14 protein-coding genes are annotated in these 21,156 nt (G+C 68.1%); 3 read left to right on the plus strand and 11 right to left on the minus strand.

The window, feature by feature from the left end:
• Window positions 1–74 precede the first annotated feature (74 nt).
• From fusA to AB0F15_RS34710, 6 genes are all read right to left on the minus strand, one after another.
• Entirely contained in the window at window positions 75–2,174 is a 2,100-nt protein-coding gene (gene fusA / locus AB0F15_RS34685) for an elongation factor G (RefSeq protein WP_360279851.1), read from the minus strand.
• A gap of 63 nt (window positions 2,175–2,237) precedes the next feature.
• Window positions 2,238–2,708, minus strand: coding sequence for a 30S ribosomal protein S7 (gene rpsG / locus AB0F15_RS34690; protein WP_247060514.1), 471 nt, complete (start codon window positions 2,706–2,708; stop codon window positions 2,238–2,240).
• Window positions 2,708–3,082 carry a 30S ribosomal protein S12 gene (rpsL, locus tag AB0F15_RS34695; protein ID WP_003102113.1) on the minus strand — a complete coding sequence of 125 codons (375 nt, stop codon included), beginning with the start codon at window positions 3,080–3,082 and terminating at the stop codon, window positions 2,708–2,710. Before rpsL ends, rpsG begins: the two co-directional genes overlap by 1 nt.
• A 483-nt stretch (window positions 3,083–3,565) precedes the next feature.
• Window positions 3,566–3,718: a hypothetical protein gene (locus AB0F15_RS34700; RefSeq protein ID WP_360279855.1), complete on the minus strand. Its 153-nt coding sequence runs from the start codon at window positions 3,716–3,718 to the stop codon at window positions 3,566–3,568.
• Between the two features lie 582 nt (window positions 3,719–4,300).
• Window positions 4,301–4,525, minus strand: a complete 225-nt coding sequence (locus tag AB0F15_RS34705; RefSeq protein WP_360279858.1) for a hypothetical protein — start codon at window positions 4,523–4,525, stop codon at window positions 4,301–4,303.
• A gap of 49 nt (window positions 4,526–4,574) precedes the next feature.
• Window positions 4,575–5,216 carry a zinc ribbon domain-containing protein gene (locus AB0F15_RS34710; RefSeq protein ID WP_360279861.1) on the minus strand — a complete coding sequence of 214 codons (642 nt, stop codon included), beginning with the start codon at window positions 5,214–5,216 and terminating at the stop codon, window positions 4,575–4,577.
• A 165-nt stretch (window positions 5,217–5,381) separates the two neighbouring features.
• On the opposite strand from AB0F15_RS34710, the gene AB0F15_RS34715 reads away from it, so the two are divergent.
• A complete protein-coding gene (locus AB0F15_RS34715) occupies window positions 5,382–6,167 on the plus strand; it encodes a M15 family metallopeptidase (RefSeq protein WP_360279863.1) in 786 nt (261 codons plus the stop codon).
• Between the two features lie 68 nt (window positions 6,168–6,235).
• Here AB0F15_RS34715 and AB0F15_RS34720 read toward each other — a convergent pair whose 3' ends face one another.
• The 4 genes from AB0F15_RS34720 to AB0F15_RS34735 all read right to left on the minus strand — a co-directional run bounded on the left by AB0F15_RS34720 (window position 6,236) and on the right by AB0F15_RS34735 (window position 17,206).
• Entirely contained in the window at window positions 6,236–10,147 is a 3,912-nt protein-coding gene (locus AB0F15_RS34720) for a DNA-directed RNA polymerase subunit beta' (protein WP_360279866.1), read from the minus strand.
• 114 nt (window positions 10,148–10,261) lie between these two features.
• Window positions 10,262–13,765: a DNA-directed RNA polymerase subunit beta gene (locus AB0F15_RS34725; RefSeq protein WP_360279869.1), complete on the minus strand. Its 3,504-nt coding sequence runs from the start codon at window positions 13,763–13,765 to the stop codon at window positions 10,262–10,264.
• Window positions 13,766–14,929: 1,164 nt separating this feature from the next.
• Window positions 14,930–16,264: a helix-turn-helix transcriptional regulator gene (locus tag AB0F15_RS34730; RefSeq protein WP_360279872.1), complete on the minus strand. Its 1,335-nt coding sequence runs from the start codon at window positions 16,262–16,264 to the stop codon at window positions 14,930–14,932.
• A gap of 507 nt (window positions 16,265–16,771) precedes the next feature.
• Entirely contained in the window at window positions 16,772–17,206 is a 435-nt protein-coding gene (locus tag AB0F15_RS34735; protein WP_360279875.1) for a type II 3-dehydroquinate dehydratase, read from the minus strand.
• 201 nt (window positions 17,207–17,407) lie between these two features.
• Between AB0F15_RS34735 and AB0F15_RS34740 the strand changes: the two genes are divergently transcribed.
• On the plus strand, window positions 17,408–18,673 hold the full coding sequence (locus AB0F15_RS34740; RefSeq protein ID WP_360279878.1) for a cytochrome P450: 1,266 nt from the start codon (window positions 17,408–17,410) through the stop codon (window positions 18,671–18,673).
• Between the two features lie 114 nt (window positions 18,674–18,787).
• Here the strand turns inward: AB0F15_RS34740 and AB0F15_RS34745 are convergent, their stop codons facing one another.
• Entirely contained in the window at window positions 18,788–19,612 is an 825-nt protein-coding gene (locus AB0F15_RS34745) for a methyltransferase domain-containing protein (RefSeq protein WP_360279881.1), read from the minus strand.
• Window positions 19,613–19,881: 269 nt separating this feature from the next.
• On the opposite strand from AB0F15_RS34745, the gene AB0F15_RS34750 reads away from it, so the two are divergent.
• Window positions 19,882–21,156: a cytochrome P450 gene (locus tag AB0F15_RS34750; RefSeq protein ID WP_360279884.1), complete on the plus strand. Its 1,275-nt coding sequence runs from the start codon at window positions 19,882–19,884 to the stop codon at window positions 21,154–21,156.

Genomic DNA, 21,156 nt, shown 5'->3' on the forward strand with positions numbered 1-21,156 from the left:
GCCCCACGATTGTTCCTTCGTCGGTGCTGCGGACGTTCAGGAGAGTCCCTTATTGCCCGCGAGCGCTGGGGGAGCTACTCCCCCGTCGCCTTCGCGATGATTTCCTTCGCGACGTTCGCGGGAACCTCGGCGTAGGAGTCGAACAACATGGAGTAGTTCGCCCGGCCCTGGGTGCGGGACCGGAGGTCACCGACGTAGCCGAACATCTCCGACAGCGGGACCAGCGCCTTCACGACGCGGATGCCCGCACGCTCCTCCATGGCCTGGATCTGACCACGACGGGAGTTGAGGTCACCGATGACGTCACCCATGTAGTCCTCGGGCGTGGTCACCTCGACCGCCATCATCGGCTCCAGGATCACGGGGTGGGCCTTCTTCGCGGCTTCCTTCATCGCCATGGAACCGGCGATCTTGAACGCCATCTCCGAAGAGTCGACCTCGTGGTAAGCACCGTCCAACAGGGTGAACTTCAACCCGACGAGCGGGTAGCCGGCCAGGACGCCGTACTGCATCGCATCCTGCGCGCCCGCGTCGACCGACGGGATGTACTCCCGCGGCACGCGGCCACCGGACACCTTGTTGTCGAACTCGTAGAGCGCGCCGTCGGTGCGCTCGAGCGGCTCCAGCTTCACGATGACCTTCGCGAACTGGCCGGAACCACCGGTCTGCTTCTTGTGGACGTAGTCGAGCTTCTCGACCGTCTTCTTGATCGTCTCACGGTAGGCGACCTGCGGCTTGCCGATGTTCGCCTCGACCTTGTAGTCGGACTTCATCCGGTTCACCAGCACCTCGAGGTGCAGCTCGCCCATGCCCGCGATGATCGTCTGACCGGTGTCCTCGTCCAGCTTGACCTGGAACGTCGGGTCCTCTTCGGCCAGCTTCTGGATCGCCAGGGACAGCTTCTCCTGGTCGGCCTTCGTCTTCGGTTCGATCGCGACCCGGATGACCGGCTCGGGGAACGTCATCGACTCGAGCACGATCGGGTTCTGCGGGTCCGCCAGGGTGTCACCCGTGGTGGTGTCCTTCAGCCCGATGACCGCGTAGATGTGGCCGACCTGGGCGTCGTTGACCGGGTTCTCCTTGTTGGAGTGCATCTGGAAGATCTTCCCGATGCGCTCCTTGCGCTCCTTGGTCGCGTTGATGACCTGCGCGCCGGCGGCGACCTTGCCCGAGTACACCCGGATGTAGGTCAGCTTGCCGAAGAACGGGTGCGCGGCGATCTTGAACGCGAGCGCGGCGAACGGCTCGTCGACCGACGCCTTGCGGGAGGCCACGGTCTCGCCGTCGGGCAGCAGGCCCTCGACGGCCGGGACGTCCAGCGGGGTCGGCAGGTAGTCGATGACCGCGTCGAGCATGGGCTGCACGCCCTTGTTCTTGAACGCGGAACCGGCCAGCACCGGGAAGACCTGGCTGGTGATGGTGAGCTTCCGGATGCCGGACTTGATCTCGGCCTCCGTCAGCTCCTCACCCTCGAGGAACTTCTCCATCAGCGCGTCGTCCGCCTCGGAGACGGTCTCGATGAGCTTCTCGCGGTACTCCGCGGCCAGCTCGGCCAGCTCGGCCGGGATGTCCTCGACCGAGTAGTCCTCGCCCTTCTGGACCTCGCCGCGCCAGGTCAGCGCCTTCATGCGGACCAGGTCGATGACGCCTTCGAAGTCGTTCTCGGCGCCGATCGGCAGCTGGATGACCAGCGGGCGCACGCCGAGGCGGTCCACGATGGTCTTCACGGTGTAGTAGAAGTCCGCGCCCAGCTTGTCCATCTTGTTGACGAAGCAGATACGCGGGACGTCGTACTTGTCCGCCTGCCGCCAGACCTGCTCGGACTGCGGCTCGACGCCTTCCTTGCCGTCGAAGACGGCGACCGCACCGTCGAGCACCCGGAGGTTGCGCTCCACCTCGACGGTGAAGTCGACGTGGCCGGGGGTGTCGATGATGTTGATCTGGTGGTCGTCCCAGAAGGTGGTGGTGGCAGCCGAGGTGATGGTGATACCCCGCTTCTGCTCCTCCTCCATCCAGTCCATGGTGGCGGCGCCGTCGTGGACTTCACCGATCTTGTAGTTGACCCCGGTGTAGAACAGGATCCGCTCGGTGGTGGTCGTCTTCCCGGCGTCGATGTGGGCCATGATGCCGATGTTGCGGACCTTGTTCAGGTCGGTCAGCACTTCACGTGCCACGAGAGTGTTCCCCTGTTCTCAAGCTTGGGGCCCGGCATGGCTTGATCGACAGCCGGGCGGTCATCACCAGCGGTAGTGCGCGAAGGCCCGGTTGGACTCGGCCATCTTGTGCGTGTCCTCGCGGCGCTTCACCGAGGCACCGAGACCGTTCGAAGCGTCGAGGAGCTCGTTCTGCAGGCGCTCGATCATCGTCTTCTCGCGGCGGGCCTGCGAGAAGGAGACCAGCCAGCGCAGCGCCAGGGTGGTGGAGCGACCCGGCTTGACCTCGATCGGCACCTGGTAGGTGGCGCCACCGACGCGGCGGCTCTTCACCTCGATGGTGGGCTTCACGTTGTCGAGGGCGCGCTTCAGCGTGACGACCGGGTCGGTGCCCGACTTCTCACGAGCACCTTCGAGCGCGCCGTACACGATGCGCTCGGCCAGGGACCGCTTCCCGTCCTTCAGCACCTTGTTCACCAGCTGGGTGACCAGCGGGGAGGCGTAGACGGGGTCGGAGATCAGCGGCCGCTTGGGGGCCGGACCCTTGCGGGGCATTAGCTCTTCTCCTTCTTCGCGCCGTACCGGCTGCGCGCCTGCTTGCGGTTCTTGACACCCTGCGTGTCGAGCGAACCGCGGATGATCTTGTAACGGACACCCGGAAGGTCCTTCACACGACCACCACGCACGAGCACCATCGAGTGCTCCTGCAGGTTGTGGCCCTCACCGGGGATGTAGGCGGTGACCTCGATGCCGCTGGTCAGCTTCACACGCGCGACCTTGCGCAGCGCCGAGTTCGGCTTCTTCGGGGTCGTGGTGTACACGCGAGTGCACACGCCACGCCGCTGCGGGCTCCCCTTGAGGGCCGCGGTCTTCTGCTTGGCAGCCTTGTCCTGGCGGCCCTTGCGGACCAGCTGCTGGATCGTGGGCAATGGACCAGCTTCCTGTCGTGATCTGCTTCTTCGTGTCTTCACCGGCCCCCGCGGTCGGGCGTGTCGGCCCGCGTCACGGTCTCGCGACCGGTAACTTCCCGGAGGGATTTCCGTCGGAACCCCGACCTGCCGAAGCCGGTGACCAGGTGCCTGAGCACCCCGTCCATGCGCACGGCACGCGGAGCGGCCCGACGCATGCCGGGCACGGTCTCCAAAGATACCCGCCCGGGTCGGGGCGGAGCGCGGCGGGGGGTCTGTAGGTCGGCGAACCTCCAGCGTACCTCTCAACGCGGCGCGGACGCGGGACATTCCACGCCTCGGTCCCGACGCACGGCGGCGACGCCGAATTCCGCCGCTGCCGGAGGGTTCGCGGCCGCGGAAGCGGAGATGCTTCCTTCAACACTCCGCGGCCGCGGGGTGTTCCCCGCCTCTCGACGGGGCCCTGGACCGTCCCGGACGAGTCGCCCGGACGCGGGAAGCTCTTCAGTCCTCGTCCGGCTTCGCGTGGTCCGGCTTTCCCGGGTTGGGGTCACGGGACAGGTCGATCAGCGGGTGCACGCCGGCTCCCTCCGGGGCCGCGTGACTGCCCGTCGGCTTCGGTTCGTCGGGCCGTCCGGCCCCTTCGGTGCTGGTCATCACACACTCCTCGCGCGTTGTCCCCTGGTTTCCCTCTGCGGCCGAAACCTACCCATTACCCGATCGGGTGACGCAGTGGGATCGGATCGGACGTTCCGTGCGTCACACTGCGGCCGAGGGGTCACGATGAGTGGTCCCCATATCGGGCGATCGAACGGAAGCAGGCATGCCGGCCGAGTGGGAGCTGTCCGGTCGCCGGGCTACAGGAAGCCGTCAGCGGTGACAGGCGGTGACCATCGGGGGGACGATGGGTGACGACCTCGGCTTGGTCGGCCAGGTCCTCGATACACAGGCCGTCGCGTTCGGAACACCGTCGAGGAGCTGCGGGTGCTCCGCCAGGCCGCCCGCCACCGCCGGCGACAAAGGACTGATCGGCAAGCTCGGCAGTCACGTCAAGAACGCGAAAAAGGCAAGCGGCTACGGCGAAACCGGCCGGAATCAGTCCATTGAGGACGCTCGCGAGGATCTGGACTTCCAGCGGGGCAAACGCTCTTCACGATCGGCGACCTCGTGGTGCCCGCGGTGGCCGCCGCGATCTGGTGGCGGGCGCAGCGGAAGTTCGCTGCCTGCCGGGAAGAGCGGTCAGCGACGGCGGCTCGTGAGATGGGTCAAGCCTGCCGAAAGCGCGAAGACCAGCCCGAGGCCGAGGACGTAGGGCCCGGCCAGGAGGGCGAACCCCGCGCCGATGTTGGCGTCGGGCTCATCCGAGGTGGCCCGGAAGCCGATCGCGCCGGCCGACAGCAGGACCACCCCCGCCGTGATCAGCACGACGGCGACCACCGTGAGGCGCTTGGTGACGGGCGTCATGGCTCCATGGTGCCCGGGCCGACGCGAATCCGCCGACCGGCGGAGCAGTTCAGAGTTTGCCGCCGCAGTCCGAGCAGAACAGTGCGCCCGGCTTGTTGGTCTCGCTGCCGCAGCCGCCGCAGCCGACCTTGAGCGCCAGCGACGTGCCGCAGGACGAGCAGAACTTGCCGCCGTCGGCCTTCAGGCCGCAGCCGGGGCACGTGACCTTTGCGCGGGTGTCGAGGTCGAGGCCCGTCGTCCAGTCCTTCTCGCGGGCCTTGTCCCAGATCTGGTCCCGCTGCGCCGACGCCTGCGCGCGCGAGATCTCTTCGGCGACGCTGGGCGAGCAGCGCAGGCACTGGCCGATCTCCTCGTTCCAGCACTGGGTTTCGCACATCCAGTCACCGCAGCCGCGGCACTGGCGGAAACTCGGGGTGATCTCCTCGACCGCCGCCGCCAGCGCCTTGTCCTTGGCCGGCGAGTTCGTCGCGCGGTCGTAGCGCCACTGGTCGGCCGAGTTGCTCAGGTCGCGCAGCGTCCCGCCGAAGAACGAGCCCACCGCGCGAAGCACGCTTCGGCCGGTCTCGACGTTGTCGCGCTGGAAGGCGGAACGGAAACCGTTGCCGCAGCGTTCACAGCGGAATTCGAACTGGTACCCCTGCGTGTTGGAGAGGTCCGAGAAGTTGTCCGTGAAGGGGACCGAGTCAGCCACGGCCCATCTTGGCAGGGTGGCCGGGGCCGCCGGGACGAGAGATTTGCCGACAACGGCTCGACTACCGTCCGTCACGAAGCGCTAGGAGCACCCGCCGGACGTCGAGGGCCGGCCTTGACCGGACGGCGGCTGTGCGTCCGGGGGCGGAGCTGATAGACGAGAAGGATGCCGATCTTTCCCCGAAGGGTGCGTGCCCTCGCCGTCACCCTCGCCGCCCTGGCCGGCCTCGCCGTCCCCACCCCGGCGCAGGCGACCACCTCCGGCGGCTTCGTCGCGCTCTCCGACGTCGCGCCGTCGATCCTGCAGGACATCCGTTACGACACCCGGCACAACTTCGTCGGCCGCCGCATCGACGGGTACCGCCGGCCCCTCTGCATCCTGACCCGGCAGGCGGCCGAAGGCCTGCGGCAGGCACAGGCGCGGCTGGTCCGGCAGGGCTACACGCTCAAGGTGTACGACTGCTACCGGCCGCAGCGCGCGGTCGACCACTTCGTGCGGTGGGCGAAGGACCTGGCCGACGAAAAGATGAAGGCCGAGTTCTACCCGAACGTCGCCAAGGACCGGCTCTTCGCCGAGGGCTACATCGCCGAGAAGTCCGGGCACAGCCGCGGCAGCACCATGGACCTCACGCTCGTGCGGATCCCGCCGCCGTTCCAGCGGCCGTACGTTCCGGGTGAGCCGCTCCAGCCGTGCTTCGCACCACGGGACCAGCGTTTCCCCGACAACACCGTCGACATGGGCACCGGCTACGACTGCTTCGACCCGCTGGCCCACACCGACAACCCGGCGATCACCGGCGCCGCCCGGGAGCACCGCGACCTGCTGCGGGCCACGATGGTCGCGGCGGGCTTCCGCAACCTGCCCGAGGAGTGGTGGCACTACACGCTGAACGACGAGCCGTACCCGGACACCTACTTCGATTTCCCGGTGTCCCGCGGCAGCCTCCGCTGACCCTGATCACCCGAAACGGGAAAGGCCCCCGCCGGAAACCCGGCAGGGGCCTTTCTCGTGACTCAGCTTCAGCGGAAGTCGCGGCCGAAGTCGTAGTCGTCCAGCGGGACCGCGGCACCGGTGCCCGTACCGAACACGTCCGGGGTGTAGTAGCCGTCGTCGTAGGACGGGATCGCGTACGCCGCGACCCGGGCCTCTTCCGTCGGCTGCACCTGGATGTTGCGGTACCGGTTGATGCCCGTACCGGCCGGGATCAGCTTACCGATGATCACGTTCTCCTTGAGGCCCACGAGCTTGTCCGAGCGGCCGTTGATGGCCGCGTCGGTCAGGACTCGCGTGGTCTCCTGGAACGACGCCGCCGACAGCCACGAGTCCGTGGTGAGCGACGCCTTCGTGATGCCCATCAGCACCGGACGGCCCGAAGCCGGCTCGCCGCCTTCGGCGACCGAGGCCCGGTTCGTCGCCTCGAACTTCGTCCGCTCGGGCAGCTCGCCCGGCAGGAAGTCCGTGCCACCCGAATCGATGACCGTCACCCGGCGCAGCATCTGCCGGACGATGACCTCGATGTGCTTGTCGTGGATCGACACACCCTGCGCCCGGTACACCTTCTGGACCTCGTCCACCAGGTGGATCTGCGCCTCGCGCGGCCCCATGACCCGCAGGACCTCGTGCGGGTCCGGCGTGCCCTCGAGCAGCTGCTGACCGACGTGGACGTGGTCACCGTCGCCCAGCGGGCCGTTCGGGGTGTTCGCGAGCCGCTGACGCTTGGACAGCTTGTCGAAGACGATCTCTTCGCCGCCGTCGTCCGGGATCAGCGTGATCTTCCAGAACCGCTCGCTCTCCTCGATGCGCACCCGGCCATCGACGTCGGCGATCGGCGCCTTGCCCTTCGGGACACGGGCCTCGAACAGCTCCTGGACACGCGGCAGACCGGTCGTGATGTCGTCACCGGCCACACCACCCTGGTGGAACGTACGCATCGTCAGCTGCGTACCCGGCTCACCGATCGACTGGGCCGCGACGATACCCACGGCCTCGCCGACGTCGACGAGCAGACCGGTCGCCATCGAGCGGCCGTAGCAGGTCGCGCAGATACCGACGACCGACTCGCAGGTCAGCACCGAGCGGACCTTGACCTTCGCGATGCCGCTGGAGATCAGCTTGTCGATGGCCGGGTCGCCGATGTCGTCGCCGGCGTTCAGCACGACGTTGCCCTTGGCGTCCACCGCGTCCGTCGCGAGGTTCCGCGCGTACACGGAGGTCTCGACGTGCTGGTCGCGCAGGATCTTGCCGTCGCCGATGTCCTCGCCGATCGGCATCATGATGCCGCGGGTGGTGCCGCAGTCGGTCTCGCGGACGATGACGTCCTGCGAGACGTCCACCAGACGCCGGGTCAGGTAGCCCGAGTCGGCGGTACGGAGCGCCGTGTCCGCCAGGCCCTTGCGGGCACCGTGCGTCGCGATGAAGTACTCCGCCACCGACAGGCCCTCACGGAAGTTGGCCTTGATCGGACGCGGGATGTACTCACCCTTCGGGTTCGACACCAGGCCACGCATACCGGCCAGCGACCGGACCTGCGTCATGTTGCCCGCCGCACCCGACTTCACGATCACCGCGATCGGGTTGTCGTCCGGGAGCGCCGTCTCCATGATCTTGTGGACCTCTTCGGTGGCCTGCGTCCACACCTTGACGAGCTCGTTGTTCCGCTCGGCGTGCGACAGCTGACCACGCTGGTACCGCTTCTCCACCTGGGAGGCCTTGCCCTCGTACTCGTCGAGGATGGCCTTCTTGCCCACCGGGGTGAGCACGTCCGAGATGGCGATGGTGACACCCGACCGGGTCGCCCAGTAGAAACCGGCGTCCTTGAGCCGGTCCAGGGTCTGCGCGACCTGGGTCATCGAGTACCGCTCGGCGAGGTCGTTCACGATCGCGGCCTGCCGCTTCTTCGGCATCGGCTCGTTGATGAACGGGTAGTCCGCCGGCAGCAGCTCGTTGAACAGCACGCGGCCCAGGGTCGTCTCGGCCAGCCAGGCCTTGCCCGGCTCCCAGCCCTTCTCCGCGAGCTTCGCCTCGTCGGCCTTCGCCGGCTGACGGTCGGTGATGCGGATCTTGACCGGCGCGTGCAGGCTCAGCACCTTGCGGTCGTACGCCATGATGGCCTCGGCCGTCGACGAGTACGCGTTGCCCGCGCCGTCGGCCGTCTCGGTGAGGCGGGTCAGGTGGAACAGACCCGTCACCATGTCCAGCCGCGGCATGGCGAGCGGACGGCCCGACGCCGGCGACAGGATGTTGTTCGCCGACAGCATCAGGATCCGGGCCTCGGCCTGCGCCTCGGCCGACAGCGGCAGGTGCACCGCCATCTGGTCACCGTCGAAGTCCGCGTTGAACGCCTCGCAGACCAGCGGGTGCAGCTGGATGGCCTTGCCCTCGACCAGCTGCGGCTCGAAGGCCTGGATGCCGAGGCGGTGCAGGGTCGGCGCGCGGTTCAGCATCACCGGGTGACCGGTGATGACCTCTTCCAGCACGTCCCACACCTGCGGCCGCGAGCGCTCCACCATCCGCTTGGCGGACTTGATGTTCTGCGCGTGGTTCAGGTCGACCAGCCGCTTCATGACGAACGGCTTGAACAGCTCGAGCGCCATGTCCTTCGGCAGACCGCACTGGTGCAGCTTCAGCTGCGGGCCGACGATGATGACCGAACGGCCCGAGTAGTCGACGCGCTTGCCGAGCAGGTTCTGGCGGAACCGGCCCTGCTTGCCCTTGAGCAGGTCGGACAGCGACTTCAGCGGCCGGTTGCCTGGGCCGGTGACCGGACGGCCGCGGCGGCCGTTGTCGAACAGCGCGTCGACGGCCTCCTGCAGCATCCGCTTCTCGTTGTTGACGATGATCTCGGGCGCGCCGAGGTCGATCAGCCGCTTGAGGCGGTTGTTCCGGTTGATGACCCGGCGGTACAGGTCGTTCAGGTCCGACGTCGCGAACCGGCCACCGTCGAGCTGCACCATCGGGCGCAGGTCCGGCGGGATCACCGGGACGGCGTCGAGCACCATGCCGCGCGGGTCGTTGCCGGTGGCCTGGAACGCCGCGACGACCTTGAGCCGCTTCAGCGCGCGGAGCTTCTTCTGCCCCTTGCCGTTGCGGATGGTGTCGCGCAGGTTGTCGGCCTCCGCGGCGACGTCGAACTCGGTGGCCAGCTTCTGGATGGCCTCCGCGCCCATGCCGCCGGTGAAGTACTCGCCGTAGCGGTCGACGAGCTCGCGGTAGAGCAGCTCGTCGGCGATCAGCTGGCGGGTGTCGAGCTTCGTGAAGGTCGTCCAGACCTCCTCGAGGCGGTCCAGCTCGCGGCCGGCGCGGTCGCGGAGCTGACGCATCTCGCGCTCGCCGCCCTCCTTGACCTTGCGGCGGACGTCGGACTTGGCGCCCTCCGCCTCCAGCGCGGCCAGGTCGGCTTCGAGCTTCTGCGCGCGGGCCTCGATGTCGGCGTCACGCTTGGTCTCGAGGTTCTTGCGCTCGACGCCGATCTCGTTCTCGAGGGTCGGCAGGTCGTTGTGACGCAGCTCCGTGTTCACGCCCGTGATGACGTAAGCAGCGAAGTAGATGATCTTCTCGAGGTCCTTCGGCGCCAGGTCCAGCAGGTAGCCCAGGCGGGACGGAACACCCTTGAAGTACCAGATGTGGGTGACCGGAGCGGCCAGCTCGATGTGGCCCATCCGCTCACGGCGCACCTTGGCGCGGGTCACCTCGACGCCGCAGCGCTCACAGATGATGCCCTTGAAGCGGACGCGCTTGTACTTGCCGCAGTAGCACTCCCAGTCCCGGGTCGGACCGAAGATCTTCTCGCAGAAAAGACCGTCCTTCTCGGGCTTGAGCGTCCGGTAGTTGATGGTCTCCGGCTTCTTGACCTCGCCGTACGACCACTGACGGATGTCGTCGGCCGTGGCGAGACCAATGCGGAGCTCATCGAAGAAGTTGACGTCCAGCACGTCTAGGTCCCCTTGGGGTTGTTTCGGCTAGAGGGGTTGGCGGGCGAGGCGGGCCCCACGGGAGGCGGTGTCCTTGCGGGACACCCGCACCCGGGGCCCCGCCTCAGCTCGCGATCAGTGCACGACGTCGTCCACCGAGGGCGACTCGTTGCGGGACAGGTTGATGCCGAGGTTGGCCGCGGCGCGCTCGAGGTCTTCGTCGTCGGAGTCGCGCATCTCGATCGAGGAGCCGTCGCTGGAGAGCACCTCGACGTTGAGGCACAGCGACTGGAGCTCCTTGAGGAGCACCTTGAACGACTCCGGGATGCCCGGCTCGGGGATGTTCTCCCCCTTGACGATGGCCTCGTACACCTTGACGCGGCCGACCACGTCGTCCGACTTGATCGTCAGCAGCTCCTGCAGCGTGTAGGCGGCGCCGTACGCCTGCATCGCCCAGCACTCCATCTCACCGAAGCGCTGGCCACCGAACTGCGCCTTACCACCCAGCGGCTGCTGCGTGATCATCGAGTACGGGCCGGTGGAGCGGGCGTGGATCTTGTCGTCGACCAGGTGGTGCAGCTTCAGGATGTACATGTAGCCGACGGCGACCGGGTACGGGTACGGCTCGCCGGAGCGGCCGTCCAGCAGCGTGGCCTTGCCGTTCTCCTTGACCATGCGCTCACCGTCGCGGTTCGGCTTGGTCGCGCTGAGCAGCCCGGTGAGCTCCTCTTCCTTCGCGCCGTCGAACACCGGGGTGGCGGTGTTCGTGCCGGGCTCGACGTCGCGGAGCTCCTCGTTGAGGTTCTTCGCCCAGTCGGGGTTGCCCTCGATCGTCCAGCCCTGCGACGCCAGCCAGCCCAGGTGCAGCTCGAGGATCTGGCCGATGTTCATCCGTCGCGGCACACCGTGCGTGTTCAGGATGATGTCGACCGGGGTGCCGTCCTCCATGAACGGCATGTCCTCGACCGGCAGGATCTTGCCGATGACGCCCTTGTTCCCGTGGCGGCCGGCGAGCTTGTCGCCCGGCTGGATCTTGCGCTTCTGGGCCACGTAGACGCGGACCAGCTCGTTGACACCGGGCGGCAGCTCGTCGTCGTCCTCGCGCGAGAACACGCGGATGCCGATGACCTTGCCGGTCTCGCCGTGCGGCACCTTCAGCGAGGTGTCGCGGACTTCGCGGGCCTTCTCGCCGAAGATCGCGCGGAGCAGGCGCTCCTCCGGGGTCAGCTCGGTCTCGCCCTTCGGCGTGACCTTGCCGACCAGGATGTCGCCGTCGCGGACCTCGGCACCGATGCGGATGATGCCGCGCTCGTCGAGGTCCGCCAGGACCTCCTCGGAGACGTTCGGGATGTCCCGGGTGATCTCCTCGGCGCCCAGCTTGGTGTCGCGGGCGTCGATCTCGTGCTCCTCGATGTGGATCGACGTCAGCACGTCGTCCTGCACCAGGCGCTCCGAGAGGATGATCGCGTCCTCGTAGTTGTGGCCCTCCCACGGCATGACCGCGACCAGCAGGTTCTTGCCGAGCGCCACCTCACCGTTTTCGGTGGACGGCCCGTCGGCGATGACCTGGCCCGCTTCGATCCGGTCGCCCTCGTTGACGATCGGGCGGTGGTTGAAGCAGGTGCCGTGGTTCGAGCGGCGGAACTTGTAGAGGCTGTAGCTCTTCCGCGTCCCGTCGTCGTGCATGACCGTGATCAGGTCGGCGGAGAGCTCCTCCACCACGCCCGACTGCTCGGCGACCAGCATGTCGCCGGAGTCGATCGCGGCCCGCAGCTCCACACCGGTGCCGACGTACGGCGCCTGGCTGCGGAGCAGCGGCACGGCCTGACGCTGCATGTTCGCGCCCATCAGCGCGCGGTTCGCGTCGTCGTGCTCGAGGAACGGGATCATCGCGGTCGCGATCGAAACCATCTGCCGCGGCGACACGTCCATGTAGTCGATGTCGAGCGGGTCGATCAGCTCGACCTCGCCGCCCTTGCGCCGCGCCATGACCCGGTCTTCGACGTAAGTGCCGTCGTCGTTGATCGGGGCGTTGGCCTGCGCCTTGACGAACCGGTCTTCTTCGTCCGCGGTCAGGTAGTCGACCTGGTCGGTGACCCGGCCCTCGACGACCTTGCGGTACGGCGTCTCGATGAAGCCGAACGGGTTGACCCGCGCGTACGAGCACAGCGAGCCGATCAGGCCGATGTTCGGGCCTTCCGGCGTCTCGATCGGGCACATCCGGCCGTAGTGCGACGGGTGGACGTCACGGACCTCCATGCCGGCGCGCTCACGCGACAGACCACCCGGGCCCAGCGCGTTGAGGCGGCGCTTGTGGGTCAGGCCGTCGATCGGGTTCGTCTGCTGCATGAACTGCGACAGCTGCGAGGTGCCGAAGAACTCCTTGATCGCCGCGCCGATCGGGCGGATGTTGATCAGGGTCTGCGGGGTGATCGCCTCGACGTCCTGCGTGGTCATGCGCTCGCGGACGACGCGCTCGGTGCGGGAGAGACCGACCCGGATCTGGTTCTGGATCAGCTCGCCGACCGTCCGGATGCGACGGTTGCCGAAGTGGTCGATGTCGTCGGTCTCGACCGGGATCTCGGTGTTGTTCGCCGCGGTCATCTTGTCCTCGCCGGCGTGCAGCCGGACCAGGTACTCGATGATCGTGACGATGTCCTCTTCGGTCAGCGTCCCGTTCTCGATCGGGGTCGAGAGGCCCAGCTTCTTGTTGACCTTGTACCGGCCGACCTTGGCCAGGTCGTAGCGCTTCGCCTTGAAGAACAGGTTCTCCAGCAGGGTCTGCGCGCTCTCCTTCGTGGGCGGCTCGCCCGGGCGCAGCTTGCGGTAGATGTCGAGCAGCGCCTCGTCGGTGCCGGCGGTGTGGTCCTTCTCGAGGGTGGCGAGCAGCGTCTCCGAGAAGGAGAAGCGCTCACGGATCGCCTCGGTGGTCCAGCCGAGCGCCTTCAGCAGCACGGTGACCGGCTGGCGGCGCTTGCGGTCGATGCGGACGCCGACGGTGTCGCGCTTGTCGACGTCGAACTCCAGCCAGGCACCGCGGCTCGGGATGACCCGGACGCTGAAGACGTCCTTGTCGCTCGTCTTGTCGATGTCCTTGGAGTAGTAGACGCCCGGCGAGCGGACCAGCTGGGACACCACGACACGCTCGGTGCCGTTGATGACGAAGGTGCCCTTGTCGGTCATCACCGGGAAGTCGCCGAGGAAGACCGTCTGGCTCTTGATCTCGCCCGTGTTGTTGTTGACGAACTCCGCCGTGACGAACAGCGGGGCCGCGTACGTCATGTCCTTGTCCTTGCACTCCTCGATCGAGGCCTTGACCTCGTCGAAGCGCGGGGCGGAGAAGGACAGGGACATCGAACCGGAGAAGTCTTCGATCGGGGAGATCTCGTTGAGGACCTCTTCGAGGCCACCGACCGGGTTCTCTTCACCTTCCTCGACACGGCGCTGGAACCACGCTTCGTCCCCGGTGAACCACTGGAACGACTGGATCTGGACGTCGAGCAGGTTGGGGGTGTTCAGGGGTTCGCGAATCTTTGCGAAGGAAACCCGCTTGGGCGCGCCGGGGATTCCCGTGGCCTCCGAGCGAGATTCAGCCGAGGTGGTCGCAGCAGTGGCCTGGTTCGCGGGAGAGACTGCCAAGATGCGTCCTTCCGGGGACAATGAGCGGTGACGGCCGCCATAGCAACAGCTATGAGCGACTGTCAAGGGTGCCGTGTGCCCACTATCCTAACTACCGGCTCCGGGCAGCCTGAAAGAGGGCAGCGCAAAGAGACAGTCTAGCCCGAACGTCGCGGCCTGTCCAGGGGGCACTCCCGATGGGGCCCAGCCTGCTTCGCAACGTCTTCAGGTATGCCTCCGGGCGACCCGGTCATCCCTCCCGCAAGGGCTTCCGGTTTCGCCGTTGGGAGTAAGCGTGACCCCACCGGCGCTTCCAGTCAAGATGCCACACGGGGGTCCCGCCGGTTGGCGCAGCGTGGAAGAGGTTCAGCGGAGCGTAAGCGGCCGAATATCATTCCAGCTACCCGTCGGTAACGCCACCTTGGTGGGTTCTACCTGGGGTTTTGGGGCCTTCCGGTAGTACGTCGGAGGCCTTCGGCGCGGCGGCGGACCGGTGGCTTGTGGCCGGGATCTTCTCTCGCCGGGGCGTCGGATCCCGTCGGTGGAGGGCTGTGGGCGGGGGTGGGTGGAGGGTGTTGTGGGGGTCTGCGGCTGCTCCGCTTCGCGCGTGCGCGCCCGCATGGAGCGGAGGCGCGGGCGTGCGGGGCATGCGGTCGAGCAGGCGTGCGGGGCGGCGCGCGTGCGATGAGCCGGCGACTGCCGCTCCGCCGCACGCAACGAGGCCCGGTGCCCGAGCGTGCGGTGGTCCACCGGTCCGGTCAGCGCGGTTCGTTCCTGCCCGGGCGGCGACTGCCGCGAGATGGCGGGCCGTCTCCGTGCGCCCGTGGCGGCGCGCCACCAGCCGGGACGGCCCGGCGGTCCGTGCATGCCGGTGCGCGCCCGGACCACGGCATCGCCGGGACGCCGCGAGGACGGGTGCAGGCTCGCGCACCGCTCTCCGAGAGGTCACCCGCGGCCGGTCAGCGCCTCAGCGACGCACTCGACAGCCCGCACGGCCGCGTCGCTCAGGACCGCCACGGTGCGAGCGCGGCCAAGTCGCCGCCCAGCGGACCGGAGGCGTTGCCGGTCCGCTGCCACGACATGCGGCGAAGGCGGCCCGATCACGACACTTCGGGCTCCGTTTCATCGCCGGACGCGGCGCCGCCCCAGCCGGCCGCGAATCGGCGATGCGCAACATTCACCGTCCTATGAGAACACCTTCCAGGCGGCCGCGAGCTCGACCCGCGACGTGATGTTCATTTTCTGGAAGACCTTCTTCAGGTGAAACGCCACGGTGTGCCGGGAAATGAACAGCTGCCTGCCGACTTCGTTGTTGGTGTGTCCCTGGCTGACCAGTTCGGCGACCGCGAACTCCGTGTTCGTGAGTCCGTGCGGGACAATCCCTTCGCATTCCACGGTGCGCGTGGTGCCCCGGCGGACGCCGTATTCACGGAGCTTGTTCACGACCCGGGCGGAATCTCTGGTGGCACTTACCGAGCTGTACGCGTCCAGGACGGATTCAAGAAGAAGAATCGTCTTGGCTCGTTCGGAGCAGCGCCGGGACAGCAATTCGGCCAGATCTTCGCGGGCGGAAGCTCCACACCACCGATCGGGGTGGATGTCGGCTGCTTCGTGCAACTTGACTTCGTCCTGCTCCAGCAGTCCGGCCGCGTGCAGGGCCGAGCCGCGGATCACGCTGAACGCCGGCTGCTCGGCAGCCATCGCGGACGCCGCGGCCACCGACATCTTCGCCAGGTCGTGCGCACCCAGCTTGCCGCAGGCGCGGACCAGCCAGGAAGCCGCCGCGGGCTCCGACACCAGCAGCTGGCGGAGCACCACCGGGTTGGTCACGATCCCGGCGATGAGACTCGCCGCGCCCGCCACTCCGCTGCGGGCCTCCATGGCCTGAGCGGCCACCCACGCGCCCGGAGCCTGCCCGAAATAACCCAGCAGGGCTTCATCGGCCAGTTTGTCCACGAACTGACGGCACGCCCGCATATCCGCACGGCGGAGCGCACCGAGCGCCAGCACGACATAACTGGGCGGCCGCAGGGACCGGTCGCCGCACCCTTCGGCGATGCGCAATCCCGTGCTGATCTCGGCCATGGCCTCGTCCACACTGCCCATGGCGAACAGGAGGCTTCCCCGGACATTGTGCGAAACGGCGGTCATGCGTTCGGACGTCGCCCCGTCGCCGCCCAGCTCGACCGCGTCGAGCACCCGGCGGCCCGCTTCGAGGTCCCTGGCTTTGATGAGCAACCCGACGTACCAGAACTGGGCCAGTTCGTAGAGCTCCCGGGACTCCTGGCGATTGCCCGCGGCGGCCGCCCTGGCGCAGTGCAGGCCCGCGTCGAGCCGCCCGTCGAACCACGAGGAAGCGGACCGCCGAAGCAATCCGGCGGTGTCACACGAACTCCGCATCAAATCATCGCGGAATCCGGTGAACGGATTTTGTGGTGGGTGCAACCTTTGTACGTCCAACATCGATCGACTATCCCCCAGGCATAGACGAAGCGTGATAATTACGCGGGCGCGCCGCACTTCCCTGATTTTTCACAACACCAAGCATGGACGGCACACAGTGCCGTCCACTTGATGTAGTGCACACCGCGCCGCGCACCTGCCCGTGGCGGACGCGGTTTGTCGTTCATTGCGTGGTGACACGCCCCTCAGAGAAAAGAGCGCGCACCACAACAACCTCCCCAGGTTGGCTTGTGCAAGATTCACGACTTGCTCGGCTCACGATAGCTTCGGTAAGTCCGGTCGTCATCGCCACTGTGACTTCGGTCACAATCTCCCAGAATGCTGTATTCCCGTCATTCTCCTTGTCCACCAAGGGATTTGCGTGTTAAGCCGCCGCATACACCAGCCAGCTGGCCTAGCGGACTGCCGGTTAGTAGTCAACCAACCATCTGTTCACGCTAACGGCCGCGCCCTTTCGGCCCACAGGCGCCAATGCCATAAAGATCGACATCCGCCCGCCGGTCGAATGCATTCCCGCTGCCCCACGTCGGTGAATCGCGACGATTCGGACAAACCGCCTTTCGCTCAGCCGGCCAGCTCCAGCAGCGCCCGAGCCGCCAAGCGGTACCCGAACGCGCCGAGGCCGACCACGACCCCGCTGGCCAGCGGCGCGATGACCGACTCGTGCCGGAACCGCTCGCGCGCCCAGACGTTGCTGAGGTGCACTTCGATCCACGGCGGCGCGTAGCTCGCCAGCGCGTCCCGGAGGCTCCAGCCCGCGATCATCAGCGCCCCGGGGTTGACGATGGCGCCGACCGTGGTGTCGCCGTGCTCGTGGATCGCCCCGACCAGCTCACCCTCGCCGTCGCGCTGGATCGACACGACTTCCCACCCGCGGGCACCCACCTCGTCGGCGACCGCCTTCTCGATGTCGGCGAGCGTGTCGGTGCCGTAGATCTCCGGCTCGCGCCGGCCGAGGACACCCAGGTTGGGACCGTTCAGAAGGAGCACGACACTCACGGGACACCTCACTCGCCGGCGGCCATTCGGACCGCCTCATGCTGTCGACGCCGACGGCAGGACACCACCCCTAATTTGATAGTGGCCCCGAAGCCCTATCAGAACGAGGGATGCCCGGCCTGCCGTGCCGGACCTACGCTCCGACGTGACCAGGCAGGTCGGCCGTTCGGCCGCGCGAAGTCGGAATGGAGTTCCTCCGCAGTGACGACCAACGTGACCGAAACCCCGCCCAGCAACGAATCGCTGCGCTCACCGCTTCCCCCGGAGTTCGTCCGGCGCGACGACCCGTTCACGGTGCCGCCCGCACTGGTGGCGGCGGCCGAGCGGGGGCCGGTCGCCCGGGCGACGCTCGCCGGCGGCGACCCGTTCTGGCTGGTGTCCGGGTACGAGGAAGCCCGCGCGGTGCTGTCGGACCCGCGGTTCTCCTCCGACCGGTTCCGCTACCACCCCCGGTTCAAGGAGCTGTCCGAGGAGTTCCGGGAGCGGCTGCGCGACGACAAGGCGCGGGCCGGGTCGTTCATCAACATGGACCCCCCGGAGCACAGCCGGTACCGCAAGCTGCTCACCGGGCAGTTCACCGTCCGCCGGATCCGCGAGCTCGGCGCCCGGATCGACGAGATCGTCGCCGGCCGGGTGGACGCCATGCTGGCCAAGGGGACCACCGCCGACCTGATGGCCGAGTTCGCGTTCCCGGCGCCCTCGCTGATGATCTGCGAGCTGCTCGGGGTGCGCTACGAGGACCGGACGGAGTTCCAGCAGCGCGCGGCGGCCCTGCTGCAGATGGACGCACCGGTCGCGGAGGCGGTGAAGAACGCCGACGCCCTGCGCGTGTTCATGCAGGAGCTGGTCACGGACAAACGGAAGAACCCCGCCGACGACCTCCTCTCCGCGCTGATCCACCACGCCGGCGCCGACCCCGCGCTCACCGACGACGAGCTGATCAACATCGGAAACCTGCTGCTCATCGCCGGCTACGACACCACCGCGAGCATGCTGGGCCTGGGCATCTTCGTGCTGCTGCAGCGCCCCGCCCAGCTCGCCACGCTGCGCGACGACCCGGCCCGCATCGGTGACGCCGTCGAGGAGCTGCTGCGCTTCCTGTCCGTCGTCAACCCCGGGCTCTTCCGGTTCGCCAAGGAGGACCTGGAGCTCGGCGGCGAGCACATCCCGGCCGGCTCGACCGTGGTGGTCTCGGTGGTGGCCACCAACCGGGACGCACGGCACTGGGCGGACGCCGAGGTGCTGGACCTGACCCGGGCGCGGAGCCCGCACCTGGCCTTCGGCCACGGCGTGCACCAGTGCCTCGGCCAGCAGCTGGCCCGGATGGAGATGCAGGCGGGCTACGCCGAGCTGCTGCGCCGCCTGCCCAACCTCCGCCTGGCCGTGCCGCCCGAGGAGGTTCCCCTGCGCAACGACATGCTCACCTACGGCGTGCACGCGCTGCCGGTCACCTGGGACGCGCCCTGACGACGCACGCCACCGTGCTCGAAGAACGCTGCCCGACGAACACTGCCCGAACGGCCGAAGCCGGGCACCCGGTCCGGGTGCCCGGCTTCGGCCGTCAGAGAAGGCGCACGGCGGTCAGCCGGGCTTGCGAGCGGTCAGGAGGCCGTAGCCCAGCGACGGTTCTTCGCTGAACGCGCGGAACCGGCCGAGGGTGACGTCGAACTGCGCCGCCTCGATGTGCTGCAGCGCCTGTTCCCGCAGGGCCTCGAACCGCTCCGCCGCCTTGGCCCACGACGGCCGGGTGTACCGGCTGACGTCCTCGGTCGCGGCCGGCTCCAGCCCCGCCTCGCGGAGGTGGTCCAGGTACTCGTCGAGCGAGACGACCGCCACCACGCCCTTGCCGACCTCGCGCACCCGGGCGGCGTCGGCTTCCGGGCCGGCGGGGCCCGGGACGAGCAGGAAGTCGCCGATGGCCAGCCGCCCGCCCGGCCGCAGCACCCGCGCCGCCTGCCGGATCACGTGCCACCGGTCCGGCATGTGGTGCAGCGACTCCAGCGCCCAGACGACGTCGAACGACTCGTCCGGGAACGGCAGGTCCATCGCGTCGGCGTACTCGAAGACCACCTTGTCGTCCAGCTCGGCCTTGAAGGCGCGGTCGTTCGCCCGCTCCACCTGCTTCTCGCTGATCGAAATGCCGGTGACCATGATGTCGTTGGCGGTGGCCATCCGGATCGCCGGCTCACCGTTGCCGCACCCGATGTCGAGCAGCTGGTCGCCCGCGCGGAGGGACAGCATCCCCGCCAGTTTGTCGGTCAGCTTCGTGGTGGCCTCTTCCAGCGTGGTGCCGCCGGACGGGTCGTCCCAGTAACCGTGGTGCAGATTTTCGCCCCAGAGCTGGTCGAGCAGGTCCGCGAAAGCGTCGTAGCCCTGGCCAATCTCGTTCGGAGTCGGCTTCGTCACCAGTACCCCTCAGCATCGTCTCGCGTGACCGCCTGTCGATCAACGCCTGGCCTGCATGGTTCTTCCGGAGACTAGGTCAGGCCGCCCGCACGGGCATCCCTCGTTCTGATAGCACCGGACGGCTCCCGCGTTCGTCCACAAAGGACTTCCAGACGAGGCCTATCAGGTTGGGGGATGCTCGGCCGGCCAACCCTTCCCTACGGTCCGAACCGGGGCACCGGTGCGCCCGCCCGATGCGGGCGGACCGCCCGCTTCGCCAACAGGAAGGGATGGCCATGACCGCCACTGCCGGGCCTTCGGCCGAACCGGTCGACCTGTTCTCACCGGAAGTGGTCGCCGACCCGTTCGGCTGGTACGCACGGCTGCGCGAAGAACCGCTGCCGACCACCGGGACGCTGAACATCGGCACCATGATGGGCGGCCCCGACATGTGGCTGGCCACCCGCTACGAGGACGTGCTGACCGTCCTCACCGACCCGCGGTTCCTCACCAACCCGCCGGCCGACTCGCCGCTGGCGGACATCCGGGACGGCGTCTTCAAGGCGATGAACTTCCCCGAGGACCTCATCCCCTGGATGGCCAACAAGCTCAACACCGCCGACGGCGAGGACCACACGCGGCTGCGCAAGCTGGTGTCGTACGCGCTCACCGCGCGCCGCGTCAACGCGTTGCGGCCCCGCGTCGAGAAGATCACCGAGGACCTGCTCGACCGGATGGCGGAGCAGAGCGCGGACGGCTCGCCGGTCGACCTCGTCGAGGAGTTCTGCTTCCCGCTGCCGGTCACGGTCATCTGCGAGCTGGTCGGCATCGACGAACCCGACCGCGCGGCCTGGCACGCCTGGGGCAACGCGATGGCGACGATGGACGCCCCGAACATCCCGCCCGCCCTGCGCAAGTGCATCGCCCTCTCGCGTGAGCTGATGGCCCGCCGGCGCGTCGAGCCGAAGGACGACCTGGTCACCGCGCTCGTGCAGGCCCAGGCGGCGGACCCCGCGCGGGTGTCCGACGACGAGATCGTCGGGATCCTGTTCAGCCTCGTGACGGCCGGGCACCAGACGACGACCTACCTGATCGGGAACTCGGTGCTCTTCCTGCTCGAGCACCCCGACCAGCTCGCGCGGCTGAAAGGGGAGCCGTCGCTGTGGGTGCAGGCCGTACGCGAGCTGCAGCGGCTGGGACCGCTCCAGTTCACGCAGGCGCGGTTCCCGTCGGAGGACGTCGAACTGGGCGGCGTCACGATCCCGCGAGGCATGCCGGTCGCGCCGCTGCTGCTGGCGGCCAACACCGACCCGCGCAAGTTCCCCGAGCCGGAGAAGCTGGTCGTCGACCGGCTTTCCGTCGCCAACGAGAGCCACCTCAGCTTCGGCAAGGGGATCCACCGCTGCCTGGGCCAGCACCTCGCCTACCAGGAGGCCGAGGTGGCGCTGCACGGGCTGTTCACCCGGTTCCCGGACCTGAGCCTCGCCGTGCCGCGGGACGAAATCCCCTGGATCCTGCGGCCCGCGTTCACCCGGACCAAGACCCTGCCCCTGAAGCTCGCCTGA

Source organism: Amycolatopsis sp. NPDC026612, from assembly GCF_040638285.1.
In the GTDB taxonomy this organism is placed as follows: domain Bacteria; phylum Actinomycetota; class Actinomycetes; order Mycobacteriales; family Pseudonocardiaceae; genus Amycolatopsis.